A 25,043-nucleotide genomic window follows, 5' to 3' on the forward strand; every position below is an offset into this window, starting at 1 on the left:
GCGCTAGCTCATCCGCCGCCGCAGCGTCGCCGACGGCGTCTCGCCGAATTTTTCGCGGTAGGCACCGGCCATGCGGCCGAGATGGGTGAAGCCGAGGTCGAACGCGATGTCGGTGATGGACGCATCGGGCGCTGCCTGCGCGAGCCGCGCGTGCAGACCGGCAAGGCGCATGTCGAGCAGCATCTGCGAGATCGACACGCCGAAGTGACGGCGGAAGCCGAGCTGGAGCGCCCGGATGCCGATGCCGGCGGCGCAGGCGAGCTGCGCGAGGTCGAGCGGCTCGCCGGCATTGTCGGAAAGATGGTCCCGCGCGGCGCGGAGCGCGCGCGGCAGGCGTTCGGCTCGCCCCGAAAAAGTTCGGATCGCATCCGACTGGTCATGCCGCTGGCCGTTGAGGAGATGATCGAGCAGCAATTCGCGCCAATCAGCCACCGCAACCGGTGAAAGCCTGCCGGAGGGCCCGAGACGTTCGGCGAGCCGCATCAGCTCGGCAAGGCTGGTCCGCAAGGCTTGCCCTGATGGTGCGTCGAGGTCGATCACCGGATCGAACTCGACCGCGCCGGCCACCCTGCCCGACAACGCCGCGGCGCGCTGCTCGACCATGCGGCGGTCGAGCAGCAGGATCGCCTGCGCGCAGTCGCGCCACATCATCCGGGTCGGGATGGTCGGCGACAGCAGCGAGGCCGTCCGGTCCGGCGCGGCATCAAATTCGCTGATACCCGCGCGAATGTTCGCCGCGCCAGCAAGCGGGATCTGCACCAGGAAGAAGCGTTCGAGACAGCCGGGATCGATGCTGACCGATCCGCCATAGGCGACGTAGTTGATGGAGAAACCGTCGAACGCCGCGCAATTGTGCCGGGCAGAGAAGCCGATTGTGCGCGTCTGCGCCGGCCTGAGATCATGGGGACAGAAGATGCGCCCGATCTGCTCGGCCGCCTCGTCGACATCATCCGTGGTGACGCGGGCGAAGTCCGCAAGCCGTTCGGCCTGGGACGCGCTTGCATTCATTTCCAGCACGGCTGCGGACATCGTCGACCACGCTTCGCGTCACGGAATTGCTTTAAGCCTATAATAGTTCCCCGGACGCGAAAAGGGCCGCGCCTGCAAAATCGTTCGTGCTGCAGGGCAATAGCGAGGTCCGGATTCGTTTAGCGGATAGACAGGCGGCCCGTCGCTGGCGGAAGCTCCCTCGCCGGATTCATGAGGAGGCGAGCCATGACTGCACTCGAAAAGGGCATTACCGCAAACGGCACGGGCTATGGCGGCAAGACCTGGAACATCCTGGGTCAGGTCTATTTCCCCAAGGCCGTCACCGACTCCACCTTCGCGTTCGAAACCAACAGCGATCCCGGCCAGTTCGTGCCGGTGCACATCCATCCGACCCAGGACGAGTTCATCCTGGTGCAGGAGGGCACGCTCGACCTCAAGCTCGACGGCCAATGGGTCAAGGCCCATGCCGGCGATCTCGTGCGCATGCCGCGCGGCATTCCGCATGGCTATTTCAACAAGTCCGACAAGCCGTGCCGCGCGCTGTTCTGGGTCTCGCCGATGCAGAAGCTGGAGGCGCTGTTCGACCAGCTCCACAATCTGACCGACCCGGCCGAGGTCGTGCGCATCTCGGCGCTGCACGAGGTCGACTTTCTGCCGCCCGAGGCCAACGAGTAGGCAGTCGCCTCCTCGTCTTCTCTCACCTGCTTGCAGGCCCGCCGGCCGCGCCTTGCGGCCGAACGAGGCCGCTTGCGCGCGAAACACATTGATTGCGAGCACCCCATGGTCAGCCCCAAGCATGTCTGCGTGATCGGCGCCGGCGTCTCCGGCCTTGCCACCGCAAAGGCGTTCTCCACCCGCGGCCACCGCGTCACCATCGTCGAGCGCAGCGGCGATCTCGGCGGCGTCTGGGAGCCGGCGCGCTCCTATCCTGAGGTGCAGACGCAGAGCCCGAAGGATCTGTACCGCTACACCGACCGCGCCATGCCGGAATCCTATCCGGAATGGCCGACCGGGCCGCAGGTCCATGCCTACCTCGCCGACTACGCGAAGAGCTTTGGTCTCGACCGCATGCTGCGTCTCGACACTGCGGTCGCGGGCATGGCGCGGCGCGCCGACGGCAAACCCGGCTGGACGCTCGCGCTGACGAGCAAGGACGGCGCGACTGCGAGCGAGGATTTCGATTTCGTCGCGATCTGCACCGGGCAGTTCAACGAGCCGCGCGAGCTGCACTGCCGCGGCGAGGACGGCTTTCTGGACCAGGGCGGGCAGATCCTGCATTCGTCGAAATACGGCGATCCGGCGCTGGCGAAAGGACGCCGCGTCGTCGTGCTCGGCGGCTCCAAATCCGCGACCGACATCGCCGTGAACGCGGTGAAATCGGGCGCGCGCGAGGTCACCATCGTCATGCGCGAGCCGGTCTGGCGCATCCCCTATTTCATCGGCGGCCTCGTCAACTTCAAGCGCATCCTCTACATCCGCGCGCAGGAGGAGATGTTTCCGGGCTGGGGCATCAGTGCGATGTCGCGACTGGCGTATCGCATGGCCGCGCCTCTCATTTGGGCGAACTGGCGCGGGCTGGAGAGCCTGCTGAAGGCGCAGCTCAAGCTCAGCAAGTGCAAGATGGTGCCGAAGGAGCGGATCGAGGACGGCGTCAATTGCTCGGTGCCAATCGCAACGCCCGGCTTCTATTCGATGGTCGCCGACGGCCGCATCAAGGCGGTGTTCGGCAGTTTCGATCATTACGAAGGCGACACCATCGTGATGAGCGGCGGCGAGCGCGTCGGCGCCGACGTCGCCGTGCTCGCGATCGGCTACAAGCTCGGCGTGCCCTTCCTGCCGGAGGCCTATCAGTCCAAGCTGGTCGATGCGGACGGGCAGTACCGGCTCTACCGCCTGATCGCCAATCCCGATCTTCCCGACCTCGGCTTCGTCGGATTCAATTCGTCGTTCTGCACCGTGCTCTGCGCCGATCTCGCCGCGAACTGGCTGGTGCGCTACGCCGACGGCCAGCTCGCAAACCAGCCGACGGCGCAGCAGATGCGCGACAACATCGAGATGATGCTGCACTTCAAGCGCGTCGAGCGGCCGGCCGCCGGCGTCTATGGCGGACTGTGCGTCGCGCCCTATCACTATCGCCATTTCGACGAGCTGATGGCCGATATCGGCGCGAAGTCCCAAAAGCGCGGCGGGCTCGCCGGACATTTCCAGCCGCCGAATGCGGATGACTACGCAAAGTTCCTGACATCGGCGCCGGAGTACAGGGCCACGGGGTGAGAGCGACAATCCCGAGCGGGAATTGCAACTCGCCAGGCCCCGCATTTGATGGTTACGATCCCATGATCGGCGAATCTCCGGGACATGGGAACCCGCCATGGGACCACGACGTCACGCTGCCGCGGCCATCGCAGCGCTTGGCCTGATCCTCACGACATCAGGCGTGAGTGAGGCGCAGCCGCTCACGCCGAAGCAGTCGGAGGCGGCGGCGACCTACGAGCGCGCGCTCGGCGATTTCAAAGCTGTCCTCGCCGAGCGGCGCCGGCAGATCGATGCCAGGCAGCCGCTGCCGAACCTGCCGGGCCAGGCGCTGTATCTCGCGCGTGTCGCGGTGATCAGCAGTTACAAGGATCTCACCGACGCCGTGCCCTCGCGCATCGGCAAGCCCAACAAGTTCGAGATCCCGCCGGCCTATTTCGACGCCGACATCGAGCCGCTGATCGACGAATACGGAAAGCTGTTCGACGTCATGGAGGCGCCGCCGGCGGACGCGCAGAACTCGGCGACGCCGTTCAGGGACGTCGTTGATCTCGCGGTTGCGATCGCCCGCGCCAAGGGGCTCGCACCGGTTCACGCCGAAGCTGCGGGCCGCATCAGCCTCGGGCTGTTCTTTGCCGAGACCAACGGCAAGCAGAATGTCCGCAACGGACGCTCCAACACCTATATGGGGAGCTTCCAGACCGGCCCGTCCGAAGACCGCAACGGACGCAGGAAATGGGAGGCCATCAAGCCCGAGATCGCGACGCTCGATCCCGCGCTGAACGCGCGCGACGACAAGGAAGAGGCCCGCGCCCGCGGCACCGACCATCGCTTCAATCACTGGACCAACGTGCGCGACGGCCTGATGAACGCGCATGCGGAGATCTTCCGGGAGATCCCGGCGATCGTGAAGACGCTGCCCGATCCGATCGACCAGATGAAGCTGTTCGAGCTGATCCAGATCGTTCCCACCCCGACGCGGTCGGCGCTCAAATCGGGCGATCTGCTGAACTACCGGGTGTCCAGTCCGACGGTCATGAAGCACCTGCGCAACAACAGCATTTTTGCGTTCGGACAGGCCGACCGTGCCAGGACCTCGGCGAGCTTTCGCGAGATCCTCGGCGCGATGTGGCTGTTCAACCGGAAGTTCGAGCGTGCGATGGCGAAATACGCCGAGCTCAAAGGGCGCTGACGCACCGGTTGCAACCGCCACCAGACGTCGTAGGCTGCAGGTCCCACACCCTCCGGGAAGGACACACCACGATGCTGTCGGCCATCTCATGCGACTGCTGATCCTCGGCGGCACCCAGTTTCTCGGGCGTGCGGTCGCCACTCACGCCTGCGCGGCCGGCCACGACGTGACCTGTGCGGCCCGCGGGCTTGCGGGTCCGATCGCGGCGCGCGCCCGCTTCGTGCGGGTCGACCGCGACACCACCGACGGTCTTGCCCCGCTTGCGGGCCAGACATTCGATGCCGTGGTCGATGTCGCGCGCCATCCAGGCCAGGTCCGCCGAGCGGTCGCGGCGCTGAAGCGGCCCGGCGTGCACTGGAGCTTCGTCTCGACCGTCAGCGTCTATGCGGACAATCAGACGCCGGGGCAGCGCTCCGACACGGCGCCGCTGCGCGAGCCCGTGGCTGAGGACGTCGAGCACAGCACCGACGCCATCTATGGCGCCGCCAAGGTCGCCTGCGAACAGGCGGTCGGCAACGACGCCTTCATCTGCCGGGCCGGCCTGATCGCCGGGCCGGAGGACCCGACCGGACGCTTCGCCTACTGGCCGGCGCGGATCGCGCGGGGCGGCGAGGTGCTGGCGCCGGGATCGCCTGACGATGCCGTGCAGTTCATCGACGTGCGCGACCTCGCGCAATGGATCGTGCATGCGGCGGAGACCGGCCTTAAGGGCATTTATGACGGGATTGGACCGATCCGCACGCGCGGTGAATTCCTGGCCGAGTGCGCCGCCGCGCTGAACCCGTCCTGCAGATTCACCTGGATCGATCGCGCCTTCCTCGAGGCGCACGACATCAGGCGCTGGGCCGGCCCGCGGTCGCTGCCGATGTGGCTGCCCCTGCCCGACTACGCTGGATTCATGACGCGCGACACCTCGCCGGCACGCGAGGCCGGGTTGACCGCGCGACCCGTGGCGACCACCGCGCGCGACACGCGCAGCTGGCTCCGCGCCGGCAACGGGCCTGTCATCGGACTTACGGAGGACGAGGAGACCGCCGTGCTCGCGGCGTGGCATGCGGGCAGGACGAGCTAGAGCAGCTTGACGATGTAACCAGCTGCTGGCTTTTGTGACGACGCTCCTCAGAAGGGTCACGACCGCCCATACGCTGCTCCAGCACAATTCAAGATAGAGTGTGAGCCAGTTCATATCTGCGGCCCAATGCCGGACGTAGCCTCAGAAGAAGGATGTCTCGCTTCCCGTCACCAAGCTATTGCGGGTTTCCGGACGTCACGTCGAGCGAACATCTGTCAATCCACAGGAGGACAGGTCATGAAGTTCGCAGTACTCTTTTTTGTCTTCGCTCTCGCCGCACTCACGACGGCTGCTCCTACTGGATCGGCCTACGCATGTGCGCGCCCCTGCGGAAACTATTGTTGCGGATAATCGGCGGAGAATTCCAATGCGCCCGTTAGTCAAGTGGGGGGCATTAGTAACGATCGTGAGCATCGCACCACTGGCATCCGTGGCCGCGATACATCTCCACACGCCCCCGAACAAACTCAATGAAGCCATCACTGCGATCGGCTTCCACCCGATAACGCCACCGGTGCTCCTGCGCGCTCCCGGCTCGATCTATCATGTCTCCGCGAACGGTCAGGACTACGACATGCTGTGCGAAGTCTCATCGGACCGGTTGGTTGGCGTCACGCGTACGTCTGCTTCGGCGACCCAGGTCACATCCGAATTGCGCAAGACACAATATTCACTCGACTCGAAGGTCGTGCGTTCGATACAGTCCAGCGCCGATGCAAAATTGGCAGAAGCCGTCAAGCTCGAGCTCGACGACGTTCAAGTGCTGGAAGTCTCCCTTGAAGACCTGTCGATCATCGCGGATGAACTGTTCCGTCGCGAATCCTGCGATCGGGCGGTGAGACGGTATCTGGAAAACGGAGAGTACGTTTGCCAGGGACAGCGGGTCCTCAAAGCATCGACGAAATACGTCGCAGCTTACGACAACACAGCGACAGGCTCCGTCGAACAAACGACCGACCTGATAAAGAACAATTTTGACCCGACCGTGAGCATACAAGGCGGTCAGAGCGTCTCCGGAGCAAACCTCTATTATGGGATGAGATTGGCACCGCGGTGTCTATCGCTCAGCGACTCCAAAAGGCAGCCACGACCACCGCTTTCGCTCTGGGACAGGTTAGTGAATCACTTTCCTTCGCTCGAGTTCTTTTGAAGATAGCCACGCGATGGGCCATGCATCCACGCCCTAATATTCAGGCTTGTAGCCGTCCGTCAGGGTCTTCAGGAATGCGATGATGTCAGCCTCGTCCTGTTCGGTCATCGCCGGCTTGTCGCCGGGGTGACGATCGAACGGCGGATCGGTGACGTCGACATTGGCGTGATATTTCTGCGGCAGATCGTCGTACTTCCGCACCGTGCCGTCGGCCGCGCGCGGAAAGATTTTTTCCGGATTGGTGTCGCGGAAATTGTAGAAATCCAGCACCTGCTCGAGGGTGCGGAACACACCGTTGTGGAAGAAGGCGTGGCGCGTTGCCGTATTGCGCAGCGTCGGCGTCAGGAACATGCCGCAATATTGCGTCTGCTCCGGGATGTCGGTGCGCTGCGGGCCACAGACGCCGAGATCGAAATGAGCGGGATCGCTGTTGCCGGCGAGCGCGGCGTTGCGCGGCGCGCCAAGCGCCTCGTATTGGTGATCGGTGAAGAGCGGCGGCAGGTTGTCGCGCGTCGGCGCCGACGTGTGGCAGCCCCCGCAGTTGGCTTTATTGGGGTCGTTGAACGCCTGCAGGCCGCGCAGCTCGCTCTCGGACAGCCGCGCCTTACCTTCGAGCCAGTAGTCATACTTGCTGGTGTAGGGATGGAAGCTCGGCTCTTCCACCTGATAGCGCGCAACGGCGAACATCGCCTCAGCAATCAGGAGGCTTTGATTCCCGAGCACGCCGGCGCCGAACAATTCGACGAAGCGCTTGACGTAAGGCGCGCGGCGCAGCTTGTCCGCGACGATCTCGGCGCTGCCGCCATCCATCTCGTTGGGATCGAGCAGCGGAAACAGCGCCTGGTCCTGCAACGTGTCGGCGCGGCCGTCCCAGAACAGGCCGCCCTGCGGCACGATGTTCGCAGACGCGCCGGTGCCGCCCGCGGTCTTGGTCGTGCGCGTGGCCTGTTGGCCGATCGCGGCCATCTGCGCGAGGTCGATGATGTTGTCGTCGTCGCCCTTGTCGGGGCCGATGCTGAAATTGGGGTGACGGTCGAGATAGGTCAGAGACGGCACCGCGCGCGCCCCTTGCCGCGACAGGGTCGCGCCGCCGAGCATTACCGGACCGTCGTTGGGCGGACCGTAGGCGTGATCCGGGCTGTGACAGGACGCGCAGGACAGCGCGCCTGAAGACGACAGCGACGCATCGTAGAAGATCGCCTTGCCGAGCTGCGCCATCGCCGACAACGGCGCGACCGGCGGACGTCGGAGCTGAACCGGGTTCGGGTTCATGCCCGCCGGATTGGTCTCGGCTGCAAAGACGGCGCCGGCCAGACAAAGCAGGCCGGCGCCGAGAAGCCACATCGTGCGGCTGTTCATGCGAAGGAACGTCCTAGTGGTGGTGATGCTCGTCCGGCGGGCTGGTCATGACCGTGCCGGAGGTCGGATCGAGGAACAGCGCGTCCGCCCGAAGGTCATGGCGATGATCCTGATCGAAATCGAACAGGTCCACGATCGATCCCGCGCCGGCGTCGAACGCACCGCCGCCCAGACGCTTGCCATGCAGCCAATTGTCCTCGATGAAGCGGACCACCGAAGCCTGCGTGGTGTAGGTGTGGCTGACGTAGTTCGTCCTGGCGTAGGGCGAGACCACGATCAGGGGAACACGCGTGCCCGGACCGCAACGGCCGTTCACCGGCTTGCCACCGAGACCGTTCGGCGCGGGCTGCTTGTTGGGACCGAGGCCGCACAGGCCCGGACCGTTGACCTGGTCGGCGGTCGGATCATACGAGGCGTTCTTCGGCGCAACGTACTGGTGGTCGTACCAGCCGTCGGAGTCGTCATAGGTGATGATGACGGCGGTCTCGCGCCATTCCGGCTGCTTCTGCAGGAAGTTGATCAGCTCGACATTGCCGGCCTGCTCGTCGAGCGGATCGGAGTTGCCGGCGTGACCGTCCTGGTAGGCCGGCATCTTGACATAGGAGACGGCCGGGAAGTTGCCGGCCTTGATCGCGGCATAGAGGTCTTCGAGGTCGTAATTGTGGTTGGCCGGATCGACCTTGCCGTTGAGATCATGGGTATGACCGATCGCGTGGACCGAGCTCGGTCGCGCATGCGTCGGGTTGGCGGTGGACGCGTGGTACTGGAAGAACGCGTGGTGCGGGATGTAGTCCACGATGGTGCCGTTGACGTTGCTCGAGAACGTGCTGCGGCCGCAACCGGTGGTGCCGTTGGCGTTCTTGAGCGTCAGGTCGAAGCCGCCCATGAAGCTGCCCCAGCTGATGTGCTCGTCGGTGAGCAGGTCGCCGATGTTCTTGCCGCCCATCAGCATCGTGCTGGTCGTGCTCGAGCAGGCGTCGTTGCCGGGATCGGTGTCGCCGGTCAGCGTCAGGCCGCCCTGGCCGTCGGCGATCGAGGCCGTGGTGCCGATCACCGGCTGCACGCCGTTGGTCTGGGCGGCGACGACTTCGAGCACGCCCGGCGTGGACGGGCCGAACGTGTCGGTCCAGTTGTTGTCGCTCATGGCGAAGTTCTGGGCGTAGTTCCAGAAGGCCGTGACGGTGTTGCCGTCGAAATAGCCCATGACCTGCCCGTTGGTGCCGAACGCGCCGGCGCCGCCAGCGGTGCCGCGGCCGGTGAATTTCGGAAACAGGTCTTCCTTGCCGTTGTCCACGGCCTGCTGCTCGGGCGTGTAGGAGTGATTCTGCGAGCGCGTGTTGGCCTGGGTGCGGTCGAGGCGGAACGGATTGGTCGCGCCGGTGCCGTTAGCCTGGTTGGTGTTGGGGTTGTTCACCAGCAGGTTGGCGTTAGCGAGGTTGTTGACCTTGGGCGTATGCGGCTTCGGCACGAAGGGAATGGAGCCGGACGGATTGGCCGCGTTCGGGTAGGTCGCAAAGTAATGATCGAACGAGCGGTTCTCGTTGAAGATGATCACGAGATGCTTGATCGGCGTCTCGGTGTGGATGTCGTGCGGATGGCGATGATGATCGTCGTGGCCATGATCGCGGTCCCGGCCGAAATCGTCCGCAAGGACGGGAAGAGTGCACGCGAGCGCGCTCGCGGCCGCGACAATCGCGGCCGTCGTCAGTAGTTTCGATTTCATTTTTTTGACGCCCCGGAAATGAGGATGTTTACGATCAGAAATGTTCTAAACATCGCGAATGACAGAGCTGTGTCAGTTTGACGCACGAGACACTTTGCGCAGTGGTCGAGGCAGAATTTTTTATGCAGCCGCCCGCTTCGCCTGGCCGGGCCGCGTTATGCCGTTTTATTCCCCGGGCGAGGGCAAAAATGATCGCGCCCGGGTTGTTGCCTGATGCGCCCGGTTGCATTTAGCTTGGCCGGACAAAAACAAAGTCTCAGGGGGAAACATGAAAGCCGCTCTTCGCAGGCGCACGCGCCATGCCGCGTCAGCCCTGGTCGCAATGTCCCTGGCCGGCCTCGCCGGTTTCGCCGCCCATGCCGAGATCGTCGTCAGCGCCAATGACGGCAAGATGGTGCTGGAGAACGGCAACGCCGTCGTCCGCAAGCAGCCGCTGCCCGACACGGTCAGCGTCATCGATCTCACCGACGGCACACTGAAACTGCTTGGCGAGGTCGCGGCCCCTGCCAGTGTCGTCGGCCCGCCGCCGAGCGTCGCGATTGCGCCGGACGGGTCGTTTGCGCTGGTCACGGGCGCCATGAAGATCGATCCGGCGGACGCGACCAAGACGGTGCCCGACGACAAGCTCTCGGTCATCGACCTGAAATCCTCGCCGCCAAAAGTGCTCGCGACGCTTCAGGCCGGCGCCGGCGCGGCCGGCGTCTCGATCAATCGTGCCGGCACGCTGGCGCTGGTTGCGAACCGCAGCGAAGGCACCGTCTCGGTCTTCACCATCAGCGGCGGCACGCTGACGCCGGCCGGCAAGATTCAGCTCGGAGACGCCAAGTCAGGCCCCAGCCACGCCGTGTTCTCGCGCGACGGAGCGACCGCTTTGGTCACCCGCGACGGCGACAACAAGGTCTCGCTTCTCGCCGTGGACGGGAACAAGGTCGAATACGCCAAGCGCGACCTCTCCGCGGGCATCCGCCCCTACGACATCGATCTCACCGGCAGCGCCGCGGCGGTGGTCGGCAATGTCGGCGCCAGCAGCGGCGACAATGATTCGATCAGCCTGATCGACATGACCGCCAAGCCGATCCGCGTCGTCACGACGGTGACCGTCGGGCAGACGCCAGAAGCCGTGAAGATGTCGCCGGACGGCAGCCACGTGGCCGTCACCGTCATGAACGGCTCGAACAAGCCGCCCACCTCGCCCTTCTTCAACGATTTCGGCCTGCTCAAGGTCTACAGGATTTCGGGCACCGACCTCACGCCGGTGGCGGAGGCCAAGATCGGCCATTGGTGCCAGGGCATGGTGTGGTCGAAGGACTCCAAGCACGTCGTGGCGCAGTGCATGGTCGAGAACGAGCTGATCGCCTTCTCGTTCGACGGCAAGGCGCTGACCAGGACGTCCACGCTCAAGCTGCAGGTGAGCCCCGCAGGCATTCGCACCGCGGAGCCGTAAGGCCGTTGGGCGCGGCGCAGCCTCGCTGCGCCGCCTGGCCTACTCGGTACGGATCGGCGTGTCCTTCAGGCCGTTGTTGTCATAGGCCTTGCGCAGCGTGCCGTTCGTGACCGCATCGTTCATGAACTTGGTGACGAACGCCAGGGACTGCTGGTGGCCGAGCGGGACCGCGACGGCGGTCACCGTCTTCTTGAACGTCTCGTCCAGCACCTTGGTGCCCGGAATCTTCTGCGCCATCTTGTTGAGCTGGTCGCGTGACAGCGCGAAGGCGTCGATCTCGCCGCTCTTGAGCAGGCCGAAGATCTCGTCATAGGTCTGGTAGCCGGTGACTTTTGCATTCTTCAAATGCGCCACCGCACCACGCATCGTGGTCGTGGCGTTGACGGCCGCGACCTTGACGCCCGCCTGGTCGAGCGTGGCGAAATTGGAGATGTTTGATCCGGGCTTGACGATGTAGGTGGCGTCAGCGACCTCGTAGATCGGGCCGAACAGCATCCTGGTCTCGCGCTCGGGATCTTTCGGCAACCAGGTGACATCCCATGTCCCCTTGCCGGCCGCATCGGTGATCTGGCCGGAATTCTGGTGCACGACATATTCGACGGGGACACCGAGCTGGGCCGCCATCTCCTTGCCGAGATCGACGGGGACGCCGGCATAACCGGCCTCCGTCTTGGTCGACCAGAACGCGCCGCCCGCCGGGCTGATCGCGATCGCGACCCGCAGCTTGCCGGTCGGCGCGATCTCGTCCTTCAAGCCATCAGCTAGCGCGGGCATCGCGAGGCCCATTGCGAGAACGAGGCCGGCAATGGCCGATTGGAGGGACGTCCGCATGTCATGCTCTCCTCACCTTTTCTTCTTGCTCTTCTTGTCTTTCATCCCGAGCGCTCCGCCTCGGTCGCGCCGCCTTTGACACAATTGTGGTCGATCATGCGCGCAATGAAAAGCGGTTTGTCATGACAAATCTTGTCAAAGGCCACGTTGCTGTTTGCGGTGCAAGGGCTGTGACCGCCATGGCTATGGTGTTCCACGGCCGGGCATTTGTTGGTAGCCTGCCGCACCGACACAACGCACTCGGGGGCCATCGAATGACCTGCGCGAATTCCGCATCTCTCGCACATCGCAATGGAGATCGGAGACAGATCGGGCGAGCGCTGACGGCCCTGGCCGCATTGGCTGTGCTCGCGGGCTGCGAGGACAAGAACGCGTATGTCGCCCCGCCCCCGCCCAAGGTGGACGTGGCAACGCCGGTGCAGCGGCCGGTGACGCGCTATGTCGAGGCCACCGGCAACACCGCGCCGATCAAGAGCGTCGATCTCGTCGCGCGGGTGCAGGGATTTCTGCAATCGCAGGACTATCAGGACGGCACCTTCGTCAAGCAGGGCACCCAGCTGTTCACGATCGAGCCGGAGACCTACAAGCTGAAGCTCGAGCAGGCGCAGGCGGCGGAGGCCGGCGCGCAGGCCTCGCTCAAACAGGCCGAAGCCGACTTCAGGCGGCAGACCGATCTGGTGCAGCGCCAGGCGGTCTCGCAGGCTACCCTCGACACCTCGACCTCGGCCCGCGACAACGCCCAGGCCAATCTCCTGCAGGCCCAGGCCAACACCAGGCTCGCCGAAGTCAATTACGGCTACACCAAGGTGAGCGCGCCGTTCGACGGCATCGTCAGCGCGCATCTGGTTTCGATCGGCGAGCTCGTCGGCGTCTCCTCCCCGACCCAGCTCGCGACCATCGTCGCGATGGATCCGATCTACGTGAACTTCACCGTCAACGAGCAGGACGTGCTGCGCATCCGCGCCGAAGCGTCGCGCCGCGGGCTGACCACCGCCGACCTGAAGCAACTCCCGGTTCAGGTGGGCCTGCAGACCGAGACCGGCTATCCGCATGACGGCAGGCTCGACTACGTCTCGCCCACCATCAACCAGTCGACCGGCACACTGGCCGTGCGCGGCCTCGTACCCAACGACAAGCGGGTGCTGCTGCCCGGCTATTTCGTCCGCGTCCGCGTGCCCTTCACCCAGGAGAAGGATGCGCTCCTCGTCCCCGACACCGCGCTCGGCAGCGACCAGGGCGGCCGCTATCTGCTTGTCGTCAACGGCGACAACGTCGTCGAGCAGCGCAAGGTGCAGATCGGCCCGGCCGACAACGGCCTGCGCGTGATCGAAACCGGATTGAAGCCTGACGACCGCGTGGTGATCGCCGGGCTCCTGCGCGTGATCCCGGGCCAGAAGATCGACCCGCAGGCGACGAAGATCGACCAGGCCCAGGCCTCGAGCAAGTAAGGGCCGCCGGTCATGATCTCAAAATTCTTCATCGAGCGGCCGGTCCTCTCGAACGTCATCGCGCTGCTGATGATCCTGATCGGCGGCGTCGCGCTGTTCAACCTCGCCATCGCGCAATACCCGGACGTGGTGCCGCCGACGGTGCAGGTCACCACGCGCTATCCCGGCGCCAGCGCCAAGACTGTGATCGACACGGTCGCCTTGCCGATCGAGCAACAGGTCAACGGCGTCGAGGACATGCTCTACATGCAGTCCTACAGCGCCTCCGACGGCACCTACACGCTGACCGTGACCTTCAAGATCGGCACCGACCTCAACTTCGCGCAGGTGCTGGTGCAGAACCGCGTCTCCAGCGCGCTGTCGCAACTGCCGACCTCCGTGCAGAACCAGGGCGTCACCGTCCAGAAGAAGTCGACCTCGATCCTGCTGTTCGTCACGCTGACCTCGCCGGACTCGCGGTTCGACAGCCTCTATCTGAGCAACTACGCCACCATCAACATCCGCGACGAGCTCTCCCGCCTGCCCGGCGTCGGCAACGTCACCGTGTTCGGCGCCGGCCAGTACTCGATGCGGATCTGGCTCGATCCGAACAAGCTGCAGGCGCGCGCACTGATGCCGCAGGACGTCATCCAGGCGATCCAGCAGCAGAGCCAGCAGGTCTCCGCCGGTCAGGTCGGCGCGCCGCCGACGCCGCCCGGCCAGGCGTTCCAGTACACGCTCAACGTCAATGGACGGCTCGACGACGCCACGCAGTTCGAGAACATCGTCGTCAAGACCGGCACCAGCGGCGACGTCACGCGCGTGCGCGACGTCGGCTGGGTCGAGCTCGGCGCCCAGACCTACAGCCAGATCTTCTCGCTCAACAAGCAGCCCGCCGTCGGCATCGGCGTGTTCCAGTCGCCCGGCGCCAACGCGCTGCAGGTCGAGCAGGCCGTCGAGAAGAAGATGGTGGAGCTCGCCAAGCGTTTTCCCGAAGGCATCAAATACGACACGCCGTTCGACACCACCAAGTTCGTCGAGGCCTCGGTGCACGAGGTCTACATGACGCTGATCGAGGCCGGCCTGCTGGTGCTGGTCGTGATCCTGGTGTTCCTGCAGGACTGGCGCGCGATGCTTGTGCCGGCGACGACCGTGCCCGTCACCATCATCGGCGCCTTCGCCGCGATGGCGGCGCTCGGCTTCACCATCAACATGTCGACGCTGTTCGCGATCGTGCTCGCGATCGGCATCGTGGTCGACGACGCCATCGTCGTGGTGGAAGGCGCCGCTCACAACATCGAGCAGGGCATGAACGGCCACGACGCCGCGATCAGGGCGATGGACCAGCTGTTCGCACCGATCGTCGGCATCACGCTGGTGCTGATCTCGGTGTTCCTGCCGGCCTCGTTCCTCGCCGGCCTCACGGGCCGCATCTACTCGCAATTCGCGCTGGTGATCGCCGCGACCGCGCTGTTGTCCGCCATCAACGCCGCGACGCTGAAGCCGACGCAATGCGCGCTGTGGCTGCGGCCGACGGTGCCGCCGGAACAGCGCAACTTCTTCTATCGCGGCTTCAACAACGTCTATAACCGGGTCGAGCGCGGCTACACGCGGCTGATCACCTTCCTGTGCAGGCACGCCACGGCCTCGGTCGCGGTCGCGCTGGTGCTGATCGGGGCCGGCGGCTACGGCCTGTCGCGGGTGCCGACCGGCTTCCTGCCGATCGAGGACCAGGGCTATCTGATCGCCGCCATCCAGCTGCCCGACGGCGCCTCGCTGGAGCGGACCCAGAACGTGCTCGACCGCGCCAGCGAGATCATCAAGGAGACTCCCGGCGTCCAGCAGGTCATCACCATTGCCGGCATCTCCGCGCTCGACAGCAGCGCGAGCCTTGCCAATGCCGGCGTCGCCTACATCATCCTGAAGGACTGGGACGCGCGTAAAGGCCCCGGCGAGGATTTGCGCTCGCTGGTCTTCGGGCTCAACGACAAGCTCGGGGCCATCATGGAAGCGCGCACCGTCGTGCTGCCGCCGCCGCCGATCCAGGGCATCGGCAATGCCGCCGGCTTCTCGATGCAGGTCGAGCTGCGCGACGGCAACAGCGATTTCGCCAAGCTGCAGGCGATCACCGGCGCGATGGTCAGCAACGCCCAGAGCCAGAGCGCGCTGCAGCGCGTGCAGTCCTCGTTCCGCTCGTCGGTGCCGCAGTTCAACGTCGAGATCGATCGCATCAAGACCCAGACGCTGCACGTGACCACCGATCAGGTGTTCTCGGCGCTGTCGACTTTTCTCGGCTCGTCCTACGTCAACCAGTTCAACAAGTTCGGCCGCGTCTTCCAGGTCTACACGCAGGCCGATCCCGCCTTCCGCGTCACCGAGCGCGACATCGCCAACATGCAGGTGCGCAACTCCAACGGCGACATGATCCCGATCGGCACCGTCGCCACCATCACGCCGGCGACGGGCCCGTCGCTGATCAGCCTCTACAACCTCTATCCCTCCTCGACCGTGATCGGCCTGCCGGCGCAGGGCTATTCGTCCGGCCAGTCGCTGCAGCTGATGGAGGAGATCGCCGACAAGACGCTGCCGCAGGGCACCGGCTTCGAATGGACCGCGATGTCCTATCAGGAGAAGGCCGTCTCCAACCAGATCTACTGGGTGTTCGGGCTTGCGATGCTGCTGGTCTACCTCGTGCTCGCCGGCCAGTACGAGAGCTGGTACGCGCCGATCTCGGTGATCCTGGCGGTGCCGCTGTCGCTGATCGGACCGACGCTGGTCCTCAACGGGCTCAAGATCGACAACAACCTCTATTGCCAGATCGGCCTGATCCTCCTGATCGCGCTCTCCGCCAAGAACGCGATCCTGATCGTCGAGGTCGGGCTCGAACTGCACGGCCGCGACGGCAAGCCGATCGTTGAATCCGCGATCGAGGCCGCGCGCGCCCGCTTCCGCCCGATCCTGATGACCTCGTTCGCCTTCATCCTCGGCGTGGTGCCGCTGGTGATCGCGACCGGCGCCGGCGCCAGCGCGCGCAAGTCGATCGGCATCACCGTGTTCTCGGGCATGCTGGCCTCGACCTGCCTCGCGGTGCTGTTCGTGCCGGCCTTCTTCGTGGTGGTGCAGCGCTTCGAGAACTGGCGCGCCTCGAAGAAGGCGCCGAAGCCGCAGCCGGTGGCGGAGGTGAAGCCGTAATTGTCGGCCGTTCGATAAAAACGCGAAAACAACCCCATGCACAGTAGAGATAGGGTTGAAAAGGCTCGATAATTTCTTTTTTACCGAAACGGGCTTGCTCCGTCGGGCAAAACAGGGGCATAGTGGCATCGTGGGTGGAGTGCGTGGCGGGCGCTATAGCGACTTGTCCGCCGAAGCCTTGGCGAAGGCGGAAGCAATCCAGAATCCCTCCGCGGAGGCAGTCTGGATTGCTTCGTCGCTACGCTCCTCGCAATGACGATGCGGAGAGAGACGCGGCCTTGCGCGCCGCTCGTGCCCCGGACGCAGCGCAGCGCCCCCGGCGATGCGGAGCATCGTCCGGTGCGGTGCGCTGCAGAGCCGGGGCCCACGCGATACGGGGGCTCGCAGCCTCTGGGTCCCGGCTCTGCGCAGCAGCGTTGCACGCTGCAGCGCGTCCGGGACACGAGAGCAGTGCCGTTAGGCCGCCGCTGGCGTCCTTATCTCCCGCGGCAGGATGATCGCCGCCGCGATCGCGAGCAGGCAGAGTCCGGCAAAGGCATGCAGCATGGTGACGAAACCGCCCTGCTCATAGAGCCAGGCGACGAGGCCGACCGACGCGCCGGCCGCGGTGAAGCCGATGAAATAACGCACCGCGTAGGCGCGCGAGCGCCATTCCTCGCTGGTGTATTTGCCGACCATGGCGTCGTTCACCGTGACCTGGCCGAACGCGCCCATGACGATGCCGATCGAAACCAATATCAGCGGCAGATTGTTCAGGCTCGCGGCCAGATACAGGAACGGCGCCAGCATGAAGGACAGCGGCAGCGCCACCGTCTTCAGCGAGTAGCGATCGAGCAGACGGCCGATCGTGTACTGCGTCATCGCGCCGAACACGTAGACGCAGGCGGCGATGACGCCGAGCAGTGCCGGGCTTTTCGTGAGATCGGCGAGCCGCTCCGCGAACAGTTTTGGCAGCGCGACGGTGACGGCATTGAAGGTCGTGGAGATCGCGATCACGACGATCAGCAGCGACAGCACCACGCGCCACATGTCCTGCTTGGCGACGCGCGCCTGTGCTGCCGCCTGCTTGGAGCCCTTGCGGTCCTCGTGCACGACCATCATCGCGAACGCGATGCCGATCAGGATGGTGACGATGCCGGGAACGATGAAGGCAAAGCGCCAGCCGAGATATTGGCCGATCACGCCGGTGACCAGCGCCGAGGATGCAACGCCGAGATTGCCCCAGACGCCGTTGATGCCCATCTCGCGGCCGAGCCGGTCGGCATAGGACACGATCATCGCGGTGCCGACGGGGTGATAGATCGAAGCGAAGATGCCGATCGCCAGCAGCGCGGCGCCGAGCTGCGCCGGGGTTTGCACGAAGCCGACCGAGATCATGGACGCCCCGATGCCGATGAAGAAGATCAGCATCATGTGGCGGCGGCTCCAGCGGTCCCCGAGCCAGCCGGTCAGCAGCGAGCCCGCGCCGAAGGCGATGAAGCCGGGCGTCGCGTAGGGAAGCAGTTCCGAATAGGCCATGCCGAGCGCCGGTCCCATGATGATCACGGCGGCGGCGAAGATCAGCATCGAATAATGGTCGATGAAATGGCCTGCGTTGACGAAACTGATGACCCGGCTGGGGCTGTTCATACGAATCCTCTCCTGCTCCGAAATGAGTTATATGTCTTGGCCATGACGGGATGCTGCCAATGACTGTCTTGGACACGCCAATCTTGGAAACGCCAATCCTCCGGGCGGTCCGGGGTAACCACCGCTCGACCGCGGGGGTGCATCTGGTCGCGCGCGATTATCCCAAGGGCATGCGGATCGACCCGCACATGCACCGCGAGGCGCAGCTGATCTATGCCGCGAAAGGCACCATGCAGGTGACGACCCCAGGGGGCCGCTGGCTGGTGCCGCCGGACCGTGCGGTGTGGGTGCCGGCCGGGCTCGAACATGCCCTCGACCTGCTCGCCGATATCGAGATGCGCACGCTGTATTTCGACGTGGCCTGGCTGAAGCGCGAGCAGCGCCATGAGGGGCTGGCCAGGGAATTCGTCGTGCGGGTGTCGCCGCTGCTCAACCAGGCCATCCTCGCTTTGTTCGACGCGCGCAACACCGAGGAGCGCACCGAGCTGCTGGTGCGCCTCGTCATGCTGGAATTGCACCAGGCCGAGGATCCCGCGACTTTCGTGCCGCTGCCGCACGAGCCGCGCTGCCGCCGCGCCGCGATGATCGTGCTCGACGATCCCACCGGGCTGCACGACATCGACACGCTGGCGCGCGAGGTCGGAACCTCCGCCCGGACGCTGTCGCGGCTGTTCTCGACGGAGACGCAGCTCAGCTTCAAGAGCTGGTGCCAGCGCGCCCGGATCGCGGCGGCGATCCAGCGGCTGTCGACGGATGCGAACGTGTCGGTGAAACAGCTCGCGACGCAGCTCGGCTATGCCAGCGTGCCGGCGTTCTCGGCGGCGTTCCGGCAGGTGACGGGGCGGACGCCGACGGAGTTTGCGGGGAAGGTGTGAGGCGAGCGCGCCGACGCCACCCCGCCCTCGGTGTCATCGCCCGCGAAGGCGGGCGATCCAGTACGCCGCGGCAGCAGTGATTGAACCGATAAGCCGCGGAGTACTGGATGCCCCGCTTTCGCGGAGCATGACAGCGTGCTTGGGGCAAATCTGGGCCGCCCCCATCACCGCCCACATCTGACATGCCAGCCTTCTCGAAACGCACGGCCCAGCCAAAGATGCCAAATCCCCCTGCTTGATTGTGATCGGCTTCCGCCTAAATCCCGTGTAAGCTTGCGCACCGCACAAACCCGGTTTCGAAAGGCCCAGATGGCTAACGCCTTCTTCTCCGACCTGCTTGCTACCATTTCCGAGCGCGGCCGCACGCTGCTGCGCCGTGATTCCGCCGACACCAAACAGGACGCTGCCGGGCTGATCGAGCTCTGCGGCGCGCTGCTGTCGGGGCGGGGTGAAGCCTCCGGCACGGCCATGGCGCGCGAGGTGCTCGATCTCTACCAGGACCTGGATGCGGCAGGACGCCGCGCCTTTTTCGAGGCGCTGGTGCGCGATTTCGGCCCCGATCGCGAGCGCCTGTCCAAGGCGATCGAGAAGTGGCGCGCCAAGCCCAGCGACGAGGACGCGAGCTCGCTGCATTTCGCCTCGGAACCGCGGCGGCAGGAGCTGATCCGCCGCCTCAACCGCGCGCCGGGCGGGACCGGCGATCTCGTCAGCATGCGTGCCGATTTGCTCGGCATGATGAACGGACACACCGACCTCGCCGCGCTCGACCGCGACGTCTCGCATCTTCTCTCTTCGTGGTTCAACAGGGGGTTTCTCGTGCTGCGCCGGATTGACTGGTCGACCCCGGCCAACATCCTCGAAAAGATCATCCGCTACGAGGCCGTGCACGAGATCTCCGACTGGGACGATCTGCGCCGCCGCATCGATCCGGTCGACCGCCGCTGCTACGCCTTCTTCCATCCCGCGATGGTGGACGAGCCCCTGATCTTCGTCGAGGTGGCGCTGACCGAGACCATTCCCGGTGCGATCGCGCCGCTGCTCGCCGTCGATCGCCAGTACCTTCCGATCGAGAAGGCGCGCACCGCCGTGTTCTACTCGATCTCCAACACCCAGCGCGGCCTCGGCGGCATCTCCTTCGGCAGCTTCCTGATCAAGCAGGTGGTGGAGGAGCTGCGCCGCGAGACGCCGAAGCTGGACACCTTCGTGACGCTGTCGCCGGTGCCGGGCTTCATGAACTGGGTCAAGCAGGACAAGGACCTGCCGCTATCCGACGAGGATCGCGAGCTGATGAAGCGTCTCGACGACCCCAAATGGTTCGAGAACCCCGAGACGACAACGCAGCTCCGCGCCGTGATCGAACCGCTCGCCGCGCACTATTTCCTGAAGGCGCGCACCCCGAAGGGCAAGCTGATCGATTCCGTCGCGCGCTTCCATCTCGGCAACGGCGCCCGCCTCGAGCGCATCAACTGGTTAGGGGATCTCTCGCCCAAGGGCGTGCGGGAATCCGCCGGCGTGATGGTCAACTACCTCTACCGCCTCGACGACATCGAGAAGAACCACGAAGCGTATGCCAATGACGGCGAGGTCGTGGCGTCGAGCGCGGTGAAGAAGCTGCTGAAGGGCGAAGGGCGGCGGCTGCTGGATATGCGGCTGTCGTAGGCTGCAATTGCGACAGCTTGCGCTGATCCGCAGCCACAACCTCGGTGTCATCGCCCGGCTCGACCGGGCGATCCAGTATTCCAGAGGCTGGCGTTTGGGCGCTCGCCCTCATCATATCCGCCGCGGTGTACTGGATGCCCCGGTCAAGCCGGGGCATGACAGCGGAGTGTGTGGCGCGGCCGTTGTAGCCCGAGCACTCCAATCGCCCTCAGCGCCCCAGCTTTCCTACTCCGCCAGCGCCTTCATCTCCTTGTAGAGATCGGACTTGCCTTCGAAGCCGATGCCGGGGAGATCGGGCATGGTGATGTGGCCGTTCTCGACGCGCACGCCATCCGGGAAGCCGCCATAGGGCTGGAACAGGTCGGGATAGCTTTCGTTGCCACCGAGGCCGAGGCCGGCGGCGATGTTGAGCGACATCTGGTGGCCGCCGTGCGGGATGCAGCGGCTGGGCGACCAGCCGTAGGTCTTCAGCACCTCCAGCGTGCGCTGGTATTCGCACAGGCCGTAGGACAGCGCGCAGTCGAATTGCAGCCAGTCGCGGTCGGGGCGCATGCCGCCGTAGCGGATGAGGTTGCGGGCGTCCTGGTGGCTGAAGAGATTTTCGCCTGTGGCCATCGGGCCGGGATAGAATTCGGCGAGCGCTGCCTGCAGCGCGTAGTCGAGGGGATCGCCAACCTCCTCGTACCAGAACAGCGGATAATCGCGCAGCATCTTGGCGTAGGCGATGCCGGTCTCCAGGTTGAAGCGGCCGTTGGCGTCGACGGCGAGTTGCGCGTCCTTGCCGATCTCCTTCAGCACCGCCTCGATGCGGATGCGGTCCTCCTCGATATCAGCGCCGCCGATCTTCATCTTCACGACGTTGTAGCCGCGATCGAGATAGCCGCGCATCTCGCCGCGCAGCATCGAGAGATCCTTGCCGGGATAGTAATAGCCGCCGGCGGCATAGACGAAGACGCGCGGATTGGCTTTGACGCCGTGACGTTCGGCGAGCAGGCGAAACAGCGGCTTGCCGGCGATCTTCGCCACCGCATCCCACACCGCCATGTCGATGGTGCCGACCGCGACCGAGCGCTCGCCATGACCGCCTGGCTTCTCGTTGGTCATCATCGCGCCCCAGACCTTGTCGGGGTCGAGATTGTCGCCGGCCGCATTGAGCAGGGACTTCGGATCGGCTTCCGTGATGCGCGAGGCGAAGCGCTCGCGGATCAGGCCGCCCTGCCCGTAGCGGCCGTTGGAATTGAAGCCGTAGCCGACGACGCGCTTGCCGTCGCGCACCACATCGGTGACGACGGCAACGAGGCTCGTCGTCATCTTGGTGAAGTCGATATAGGCGTTGCGGATCGGCGATGAGATCGGTTTTGTAATTTCGCGGACGTCGACGATGCGGACGGACATGGGCGTGGCCTTTAGTTGTGGTCGTCATTGCGAGGAGCCCGCGACAAAATTGCGAAGCATTTTGCGTTGGCGACGAAGCAACCCAGACTGCCGCTCGCGGAAAGATTCTGGATTGCTTCGCTTCGCTCGCAATGACGAGGAGAGAGTGTGTGCCCCTCGCGATGACGAGGAGGAAGCGCGACGTGCTTACTTCTTATCCCGGAAATACGGCTCGACCGGGCCATGCACCTTGATGGTCAGCGGGTTGCCGTAACGATCCTTCGCGTTGCCCGCGGTCACGCGGACCCAGCCCTCGCTGATGCAGTACTCCTCGACATTGGTCTTCTCGATGCCCTTGAAGCGGATGCCGACGTCGCGCGACAGGATGTCGGCGTTGTAATAGGGGCTGTTCGGATCGACCGACAGGCGGTCGGGAAATTCATCGCTCATGATTGTCTCGCTCATAACAGGGTCTCGATCTGGTTCCGCAATCCTTCCGGCCGCGCGGTCGGCGCGTAGCGCGCGATCACCTTGCCGGCACGATCCACCAGGAATTTGGTGAAATTCCATTTGATGGAGGCGCCCAAGAGTCCGGATTGCTGACGTTTCAGGTACTCATACAGGGGATGCGCGTTGGCGCCGTTGACATCGATCTTCTCGAACAGCGGAAAGGTGACGTCGTAATTGGTGGAGCAGAACGCCTGGATCTCGTCCGCCTGCCCCGGCTCCTGCGCACCGAACTGGTTGCAAGGAAAGCCGAGCACGGAAAAGCCGCGCGGCGAGAGATCGCGATAGAGATCCTCCAGTCCGCGATATTGCGGCGTGAAACCGCATTTGCTCGCGGTGTTGACGATCAGCAGCACCTGCCCTTCGAAACGGCGCATCGGCACTTCTTCGCCGAGAAGCGAATTGGCCTTGAAGTCGTAGATGACAGACATCGCTAACCCACGGGATCGATCGGCGACGGCGGCACGCCGCCCGCCTCGATCGCTTCGCCGGCGAGCAGGCACAGGTCCTCGCGATAGCGGCCGGAGACGATGTGCACGCCGACCGGTGTCTTGCCGACGAGGCCGGTCGAAACGACGAGACCCGGCAGCCCCATGAAGGGCGTCGCGATCTGCGGCAGCTGCGCCTCCCAGACGCGTTCGAAGGAGGCGGCGTCCTTGACGTCGAGATGATCGGGAAACGGCAGCTCGCCGGAGACCGGCGTCAGCACCACGGCGTATTTTTCGAAGAACAGCATCCAGTCGCGGGTCAGCGTGGCGCGGCGGGTCAGCGCCTGCGCGTAGTTGGCCTGGTCCATCGGCGTGACCTTGGCGCGGTTGCCGCGCAGGCACGCCAGCGCACCGGGATCGCCCTCGCGCTCGGCCATCTCGAGCTGCGCCTCATAGGCATCGCCGAGCCAGAGTTTTCGCTGCCATTCGACGGCCTCGCGCATCGGCGGGGTGTTTTCGATCACATCGACGGTCCAGCCCGCGCGCTCGAGGCGCTTGCCGGCATCGGTCACCGCCGCCTTCACCTCGGGCGTGGTCGCAAGGCCGTCCGGATTGAGGCAGAGCGCGGCGCGCTTCTGCCGCGCGGGGCCTTCCAGCGGCGCCGGCACATACCAGGGATCGCGCACGTCGGGCGCGGCCATCGCCGCGAGCGAGATGCGGAGATCATTCACTGTGCGAGCCAACGGTCCCGACACCGCCATGATCTGCGGCCCGATCGGGCGCTCCGGCAGCGCCGGGTTGAAGGCGGGAATCCGGCCGAGGGTCGGGCGCAGGCCATGCACGCCGCAGGCATAGGCGGGGTAGCGGATCGAGCCGGCGATATCGGTGCCATGGGCGATGTGGCCGATGCCGGCCGCGACCGCCGAGCCGGCGCCGCCGGACGAGCCGCCCGGGGTCAGCGAGGCGTCGCGCGGGTTCTTGGTGTCGCCGTGGACGAGGTTGGTGGTGAACCAGCGATAGGAGAAGGCCGGGCAATTGGTGCGCCCAAGGAGAACCGCGCCGGATTTGCGGAAATTGGCGACCACCGGATTGTCCTCGCGCGCGATCAGGTCGCGCTGCAGCTTCAGGCCGTTGGTGGTGGCAAAGCCCTCCTGGTCGACATTGGCCTTGATGGTGACGGGCACGCCGGCGAGCACGCCGGGGTCCTCGCCCCTGGCGATGGCGGCATCGACGGCGTCGGCCTGCCTGAGCACGTCCTCCGGCCGGTGGTCGATCACGGCGTTGAGCTTGGGATTGACGGCATCCAGGCGGTCGAGACCGGCCTTGGCGGCCTCCCGGGCGGACACTTTCCGGGACTTGACGAGGGTAGCGAGGTCGGCGGCCGACAGGCGCCAGAGATCTTGCATGGCTTGCTCCGTGTGACCGGCGTCTTTTAGCGCCGGGAACGCAGCAAGGCCATGCGGATTTCACAGCGAAGAAATGAGTCCAAATGCCTTATTTTCCGTCATTACGAGGAGCGGAAAGAGTCGGGGCTCAATGCCGCGTCGCTGACTGGTCCGGCATGTCCAGCAGGGCCTCGCTGAAGGGAAACTCCAGCACGATCTCGCCCGCGGTGTCGGTGACCTCGATGACGGCCTCCAGCAGCGCCGGCTGGGCGCCCTCGGACTTCACCACCTCGAGGATCATCTGGCGGGCGACCTCCCAGGCACGATCGGGGTTGCGCAGGTCCTCTCCGTCAGGATCCACGATCAGTTCGTCGCCGATGCGGGTGTTGAAGTAGTATCTTGGCATCACCGAATTCCAGCTAGAGTCGCCTGTAACGGATTGAAAGCTGCACCGCACTCACAACTGCTTTATCAGGACAGGGTTCGCGACCGAATGCGCCGCGCGCAAGGCAGCGTCACGAGAAGTGATGTTCCACCATCGTTTTTCGCGGCG

The 25,043-nt window shown here is 65.0% G+C and carries 20 protein-coding genes; 10 read left to right on the forward strand and 10 right to left on the reverse strand.

Going from position 1 to position 25,043, the window contains the following annotated elements; all coding sequences use genetic code 11:
* Window positions 1-3: 3 nt before the first annotated feature.
* Entirely contained in the window at window positions 4-1,029 is a 1,026-nt protein-coding gene (locus VGR99_RS31790) for an AraC family transcriptional regulator (RefSeq protein WP_326903890.1), read from the reverse strand.
* Between the two features lie 186 nt (window positions 1,030-1,215).
* Here VGR99_RS31790 and VGR99_RS31795 point away from each other — a divergent pair, with 186 nt between their 5' ends.
* The 5 genes from VGR99_RS31795 (at window position 1,216) to VGR99_RS31815 (ending at window position 6,657) form a co-directional block, all read left to right on the forward strand.
* Window positions 1,216-1,665 (forward strand): cupin domain-containing protein, encoded by a 450-nt coding sequence (locus VGR99_RS31795; RefSeq protein ID WP_212485295.1) that lies wholly within the window; start codon window positions 1,216-1,218, stop codon window positions 1,663-1,665.
* A gap of 105 nt (window positions 1,666-1,770) precedes the next feature.
* A complete protein-coding gene (locus VGR99_RS31800) occupies window positions 1,771-3,264 on the forward strand; it encodes an NAD(P)/FAD-dependent oxidoreductase (protein ID WP_326903891.1) in 1,494 nt (497 codons plus the stop codon).
* A 97-nt stretch (window positions 3,265-3,361) separates the two neighbouring features.
* On the forward strand, window positions 3,362-4,435 hold the full coding sequence (locus tag VGR99_RS31805; protein ID WP_326903892.1) for a hypothetical protein: 1,074 nt from the start codon (window positions 3,362-3,364) through the stop codon (window positions 4,433-4,435).
* An 88-nt stretch (window positions 4,436-4,523) separates the two neighbouring features.
* Window positions 4,524-5,507, forward strand: coding sequence for an NAD-dependent epimerase/dehydratase family protein (locus tag VGR99_RS31810; RefSeq protein ID WP_326903893.1), 984 nt, complete (start codon window positions 4,524-4,526; stop codon window positions 5,505-5,507).
* Between the two features lie 367 nt (window positions 5,508-5,874).
* Window positions 5,875-6,657: a hypothetical protein gene (locus VGR99_RS31815; RefSeq protein WP_326903894.1), complete on the forward strand. Its 783-nt coding sequence runs from the start codon at window positions 5,875-5,877 to the stop codon at window positions 6,655-6,657.
* A gap of 33 nt (window positions 6,658-6,690) precedes the next feature.
* Here VGR99_RS31815 and VGR99_RS31820 read toward each other — a convergent pair whose 3' ends face one another.
* Window positions 6,691-8,016, reverse strand: coding sequence for a cytochrome-c peroxidase (locus VGR99_RS31820; protein WP_326903895.1), 1,326 nt, complete (start codon window positions 8,014-8,016; stop codon window positions 6,691-6,693).
* A 13-nt stretch (window positions 8,017-8,029) separates the two neighbouring features.
* Window positions 8,030-9,739, reverse strand: a complete 1,710-nt coding sequence (locus VGR99_RS31825) for an alkaline phosphatase family protein (RefSeq protein WP_326903896.1) — start codon at window positions 9,737-9,739, stop codon at window positions 8,030-8,032.
* A 268-nt stretch (window positions 9,740-10,007) separates the two neighbouring features.
* Between VGR99_RS31825 and VGR99_RS31830 the strand changes: the two genes are divergently transcribed.
* The gene (locus VGR99_RS31830; RefSeq protein WP_326903897.1) at window positions 10,008-11,183 is read left to right on the forward strand and encodes a YncE family protein; all 1,176 of its coding nucleotides are present in this window, start codon (window positions 10,008-10,010) and stop codon (window positions 11,181-11,183) included.
* Between the two features lie 39 nt (window positions 11,184-11,222).
* Here VGR99_RS31830 and VGR99_RS31835 read toward each other — a convergent pair whose 3' ends face one another.
* A complete protein-coding gene (locus tag VGR99_RS31835) occupies window positions 11,223-12,014 on the reverse strand; it encodes an ABC transporter substrate-binding protein (RefSeq protein WP_326903898.1) in 792 nt (263 codons plus the stop codon).
* Between the two features lie 254 nt (window positions 12,015-12,268).
* On the opposite strand from VGR99_RS31835, the gene VGR99_RS31840 reads away from it, so the two are divergent.
* The gene (locus tag VGR99_RS31840; RefSeq protein ID WP_326903899.1) at window positions 12,269-13,462 is read left to right on the forward strand and encodes an efflux RND transporter periplasmic adaptor subunit; all 1,194 of its coding nucleotides are present in this window, start codon (window positions 12,269-12,271) and stop codon (window positions 13,460-13,462) included.
* Between the two features lie 12 nt (window positions 13,463-13,474).
* The gene (locus VGR99_RS31845) at window positions 13,475-16,633 is read left to right on the forward strand and encodes a multidrug efflux RND transporter permease subunit (protein WP_326903900.1); all 3,159 of its coding nucleotides are present in this window, start codon (window positions 13,475-13,477) and stop codon (window positions 16,631-16,633) included.
* Between the two features lie 456 nt (window positions 16,634-17,089).
* Here the strand turns inward: VGR99_RS31845 and VGR99_RS31850 are convergent, their stop codons facing one another.
* Window positions 17,090-18,262: an MFS transporter gene (locus VGR99_RS31850; protein ID WP_326903901.1), complete on the reverse strand. Its 1,173-nt coding sequence runs from the start codon at window positions 18,260-18,262 to the stop codon at window positions 17,090-17,092.
* 50 nt (window positions 18,263-18,312) lie between these two features.
* Here VGR99_RS31850 and VGR99_RS31855 point away from each other — a divergent pair, with 50 nt between their 5' ends.
* A complete protein-coding gene (locus VGR99_RS31855) occupies window positions 18,313-19,137 on the forward strand; it encodes a helix-turn-helix transcriptional regulator (protein WP_326903902.1) in 825 nt (274 codons plus the stop codon).
* Window positions 19,138-19,446: 309 nt separating this feature from the next.
* Window positions 19,447-20,796, forward strand: a complete 1,350-nt coding sequence (locus VGR99_RS31860) for a malonyl-CoA decarboxylase (RefSeq protein WP_326903903.1) — start codon at window positions 19,447-19,449, stop codon at window positions 20,794-20,796.
* A gap of 225 nt (window positions 20,797-21,021) precedes the next feature.
* On the opposite strand, the gene tarD is transcribed toward VGR99_RS31860, so the two are convergent.
* The 5 genes from tarD to VGR99_RS31885 all read right to left on the reverse strand — a co-directional run bounded on the left by tarD (window position 21,022) and on the right by VGR99_RS31885 (window position 24,896).
* Window positions 21,022-22,191: a D(-)-tartrate dehydratase gene (tarD, locus tag VGR99_RS31865; protein ID WP_326903904.1), complete on the reverse strand. Its 1,170-nt coding sequence runs from the start codon at window positions 22,189-22,191 to the stop codon at window positions 21,022-21,024.
* A gap of 186 nt (window positions 22,192-22,377) precedes the next feature.
* On the reverse strand, window positions 22,378-22,635 hold the full coding sequence (locus VGR99_RS31870; protein WP_148754636.1) for a DUF3297 family protein: 258 nt from the start codon (window positions 22,633-22,635) through the stop codon (window positions 22,378-22,380).
* Window positions 22,632-23,108, reverse strand: coding sequence for a glutathione peroxidase (locus VGR99_RS31875; protein ID WP_326903905.1), 477 nt, complete (start codon window positions 23,106-23,108; stop codon window positions 22,632-22,634). Before VGR99_RS31875 ends, VGR99_RS31870 begins: the two co-directional genes overlap by 4 nt.
* Before the next feature lie 2 nt (window positions 23,109-23,110).
* Window positions 23,111-24,511, reverse strand: coding sequence for an amidase family protein (locus tag VGR99_RS31880; protein WP_326903906.1), 1,401 nt, complete (start codon window positions 24,509-24,511; stop codon window positions 23,111-23,113).
* 127 nt (window positions 24,512-24,638) lie between these two features.
* The gene (locus VGR99_RS31885; RefSeq protein ID WP_326903907.1) at window positions 24,639-24,896 is read right to left on the reverse strand and encodes a DUF6894 family protein; all 258 of its coding nucleotides are present in this window, start codon (window positions 24,894-24,896) and stop codon (window positions 24,639-24,641) included.
* Between the last annotated feature and the right edge of the window lie 147 nt (window positions 24,897-25,043).

It is taken from the genome of Bradyrhizobium sp. (genome assembly GCF_035935975.1).
Lineage (GTDB): Bacteria > Pseudomonadota > Alphaproteobacteria > Rhizobiales > Xanthobacteraceae > Bradyrhizobium.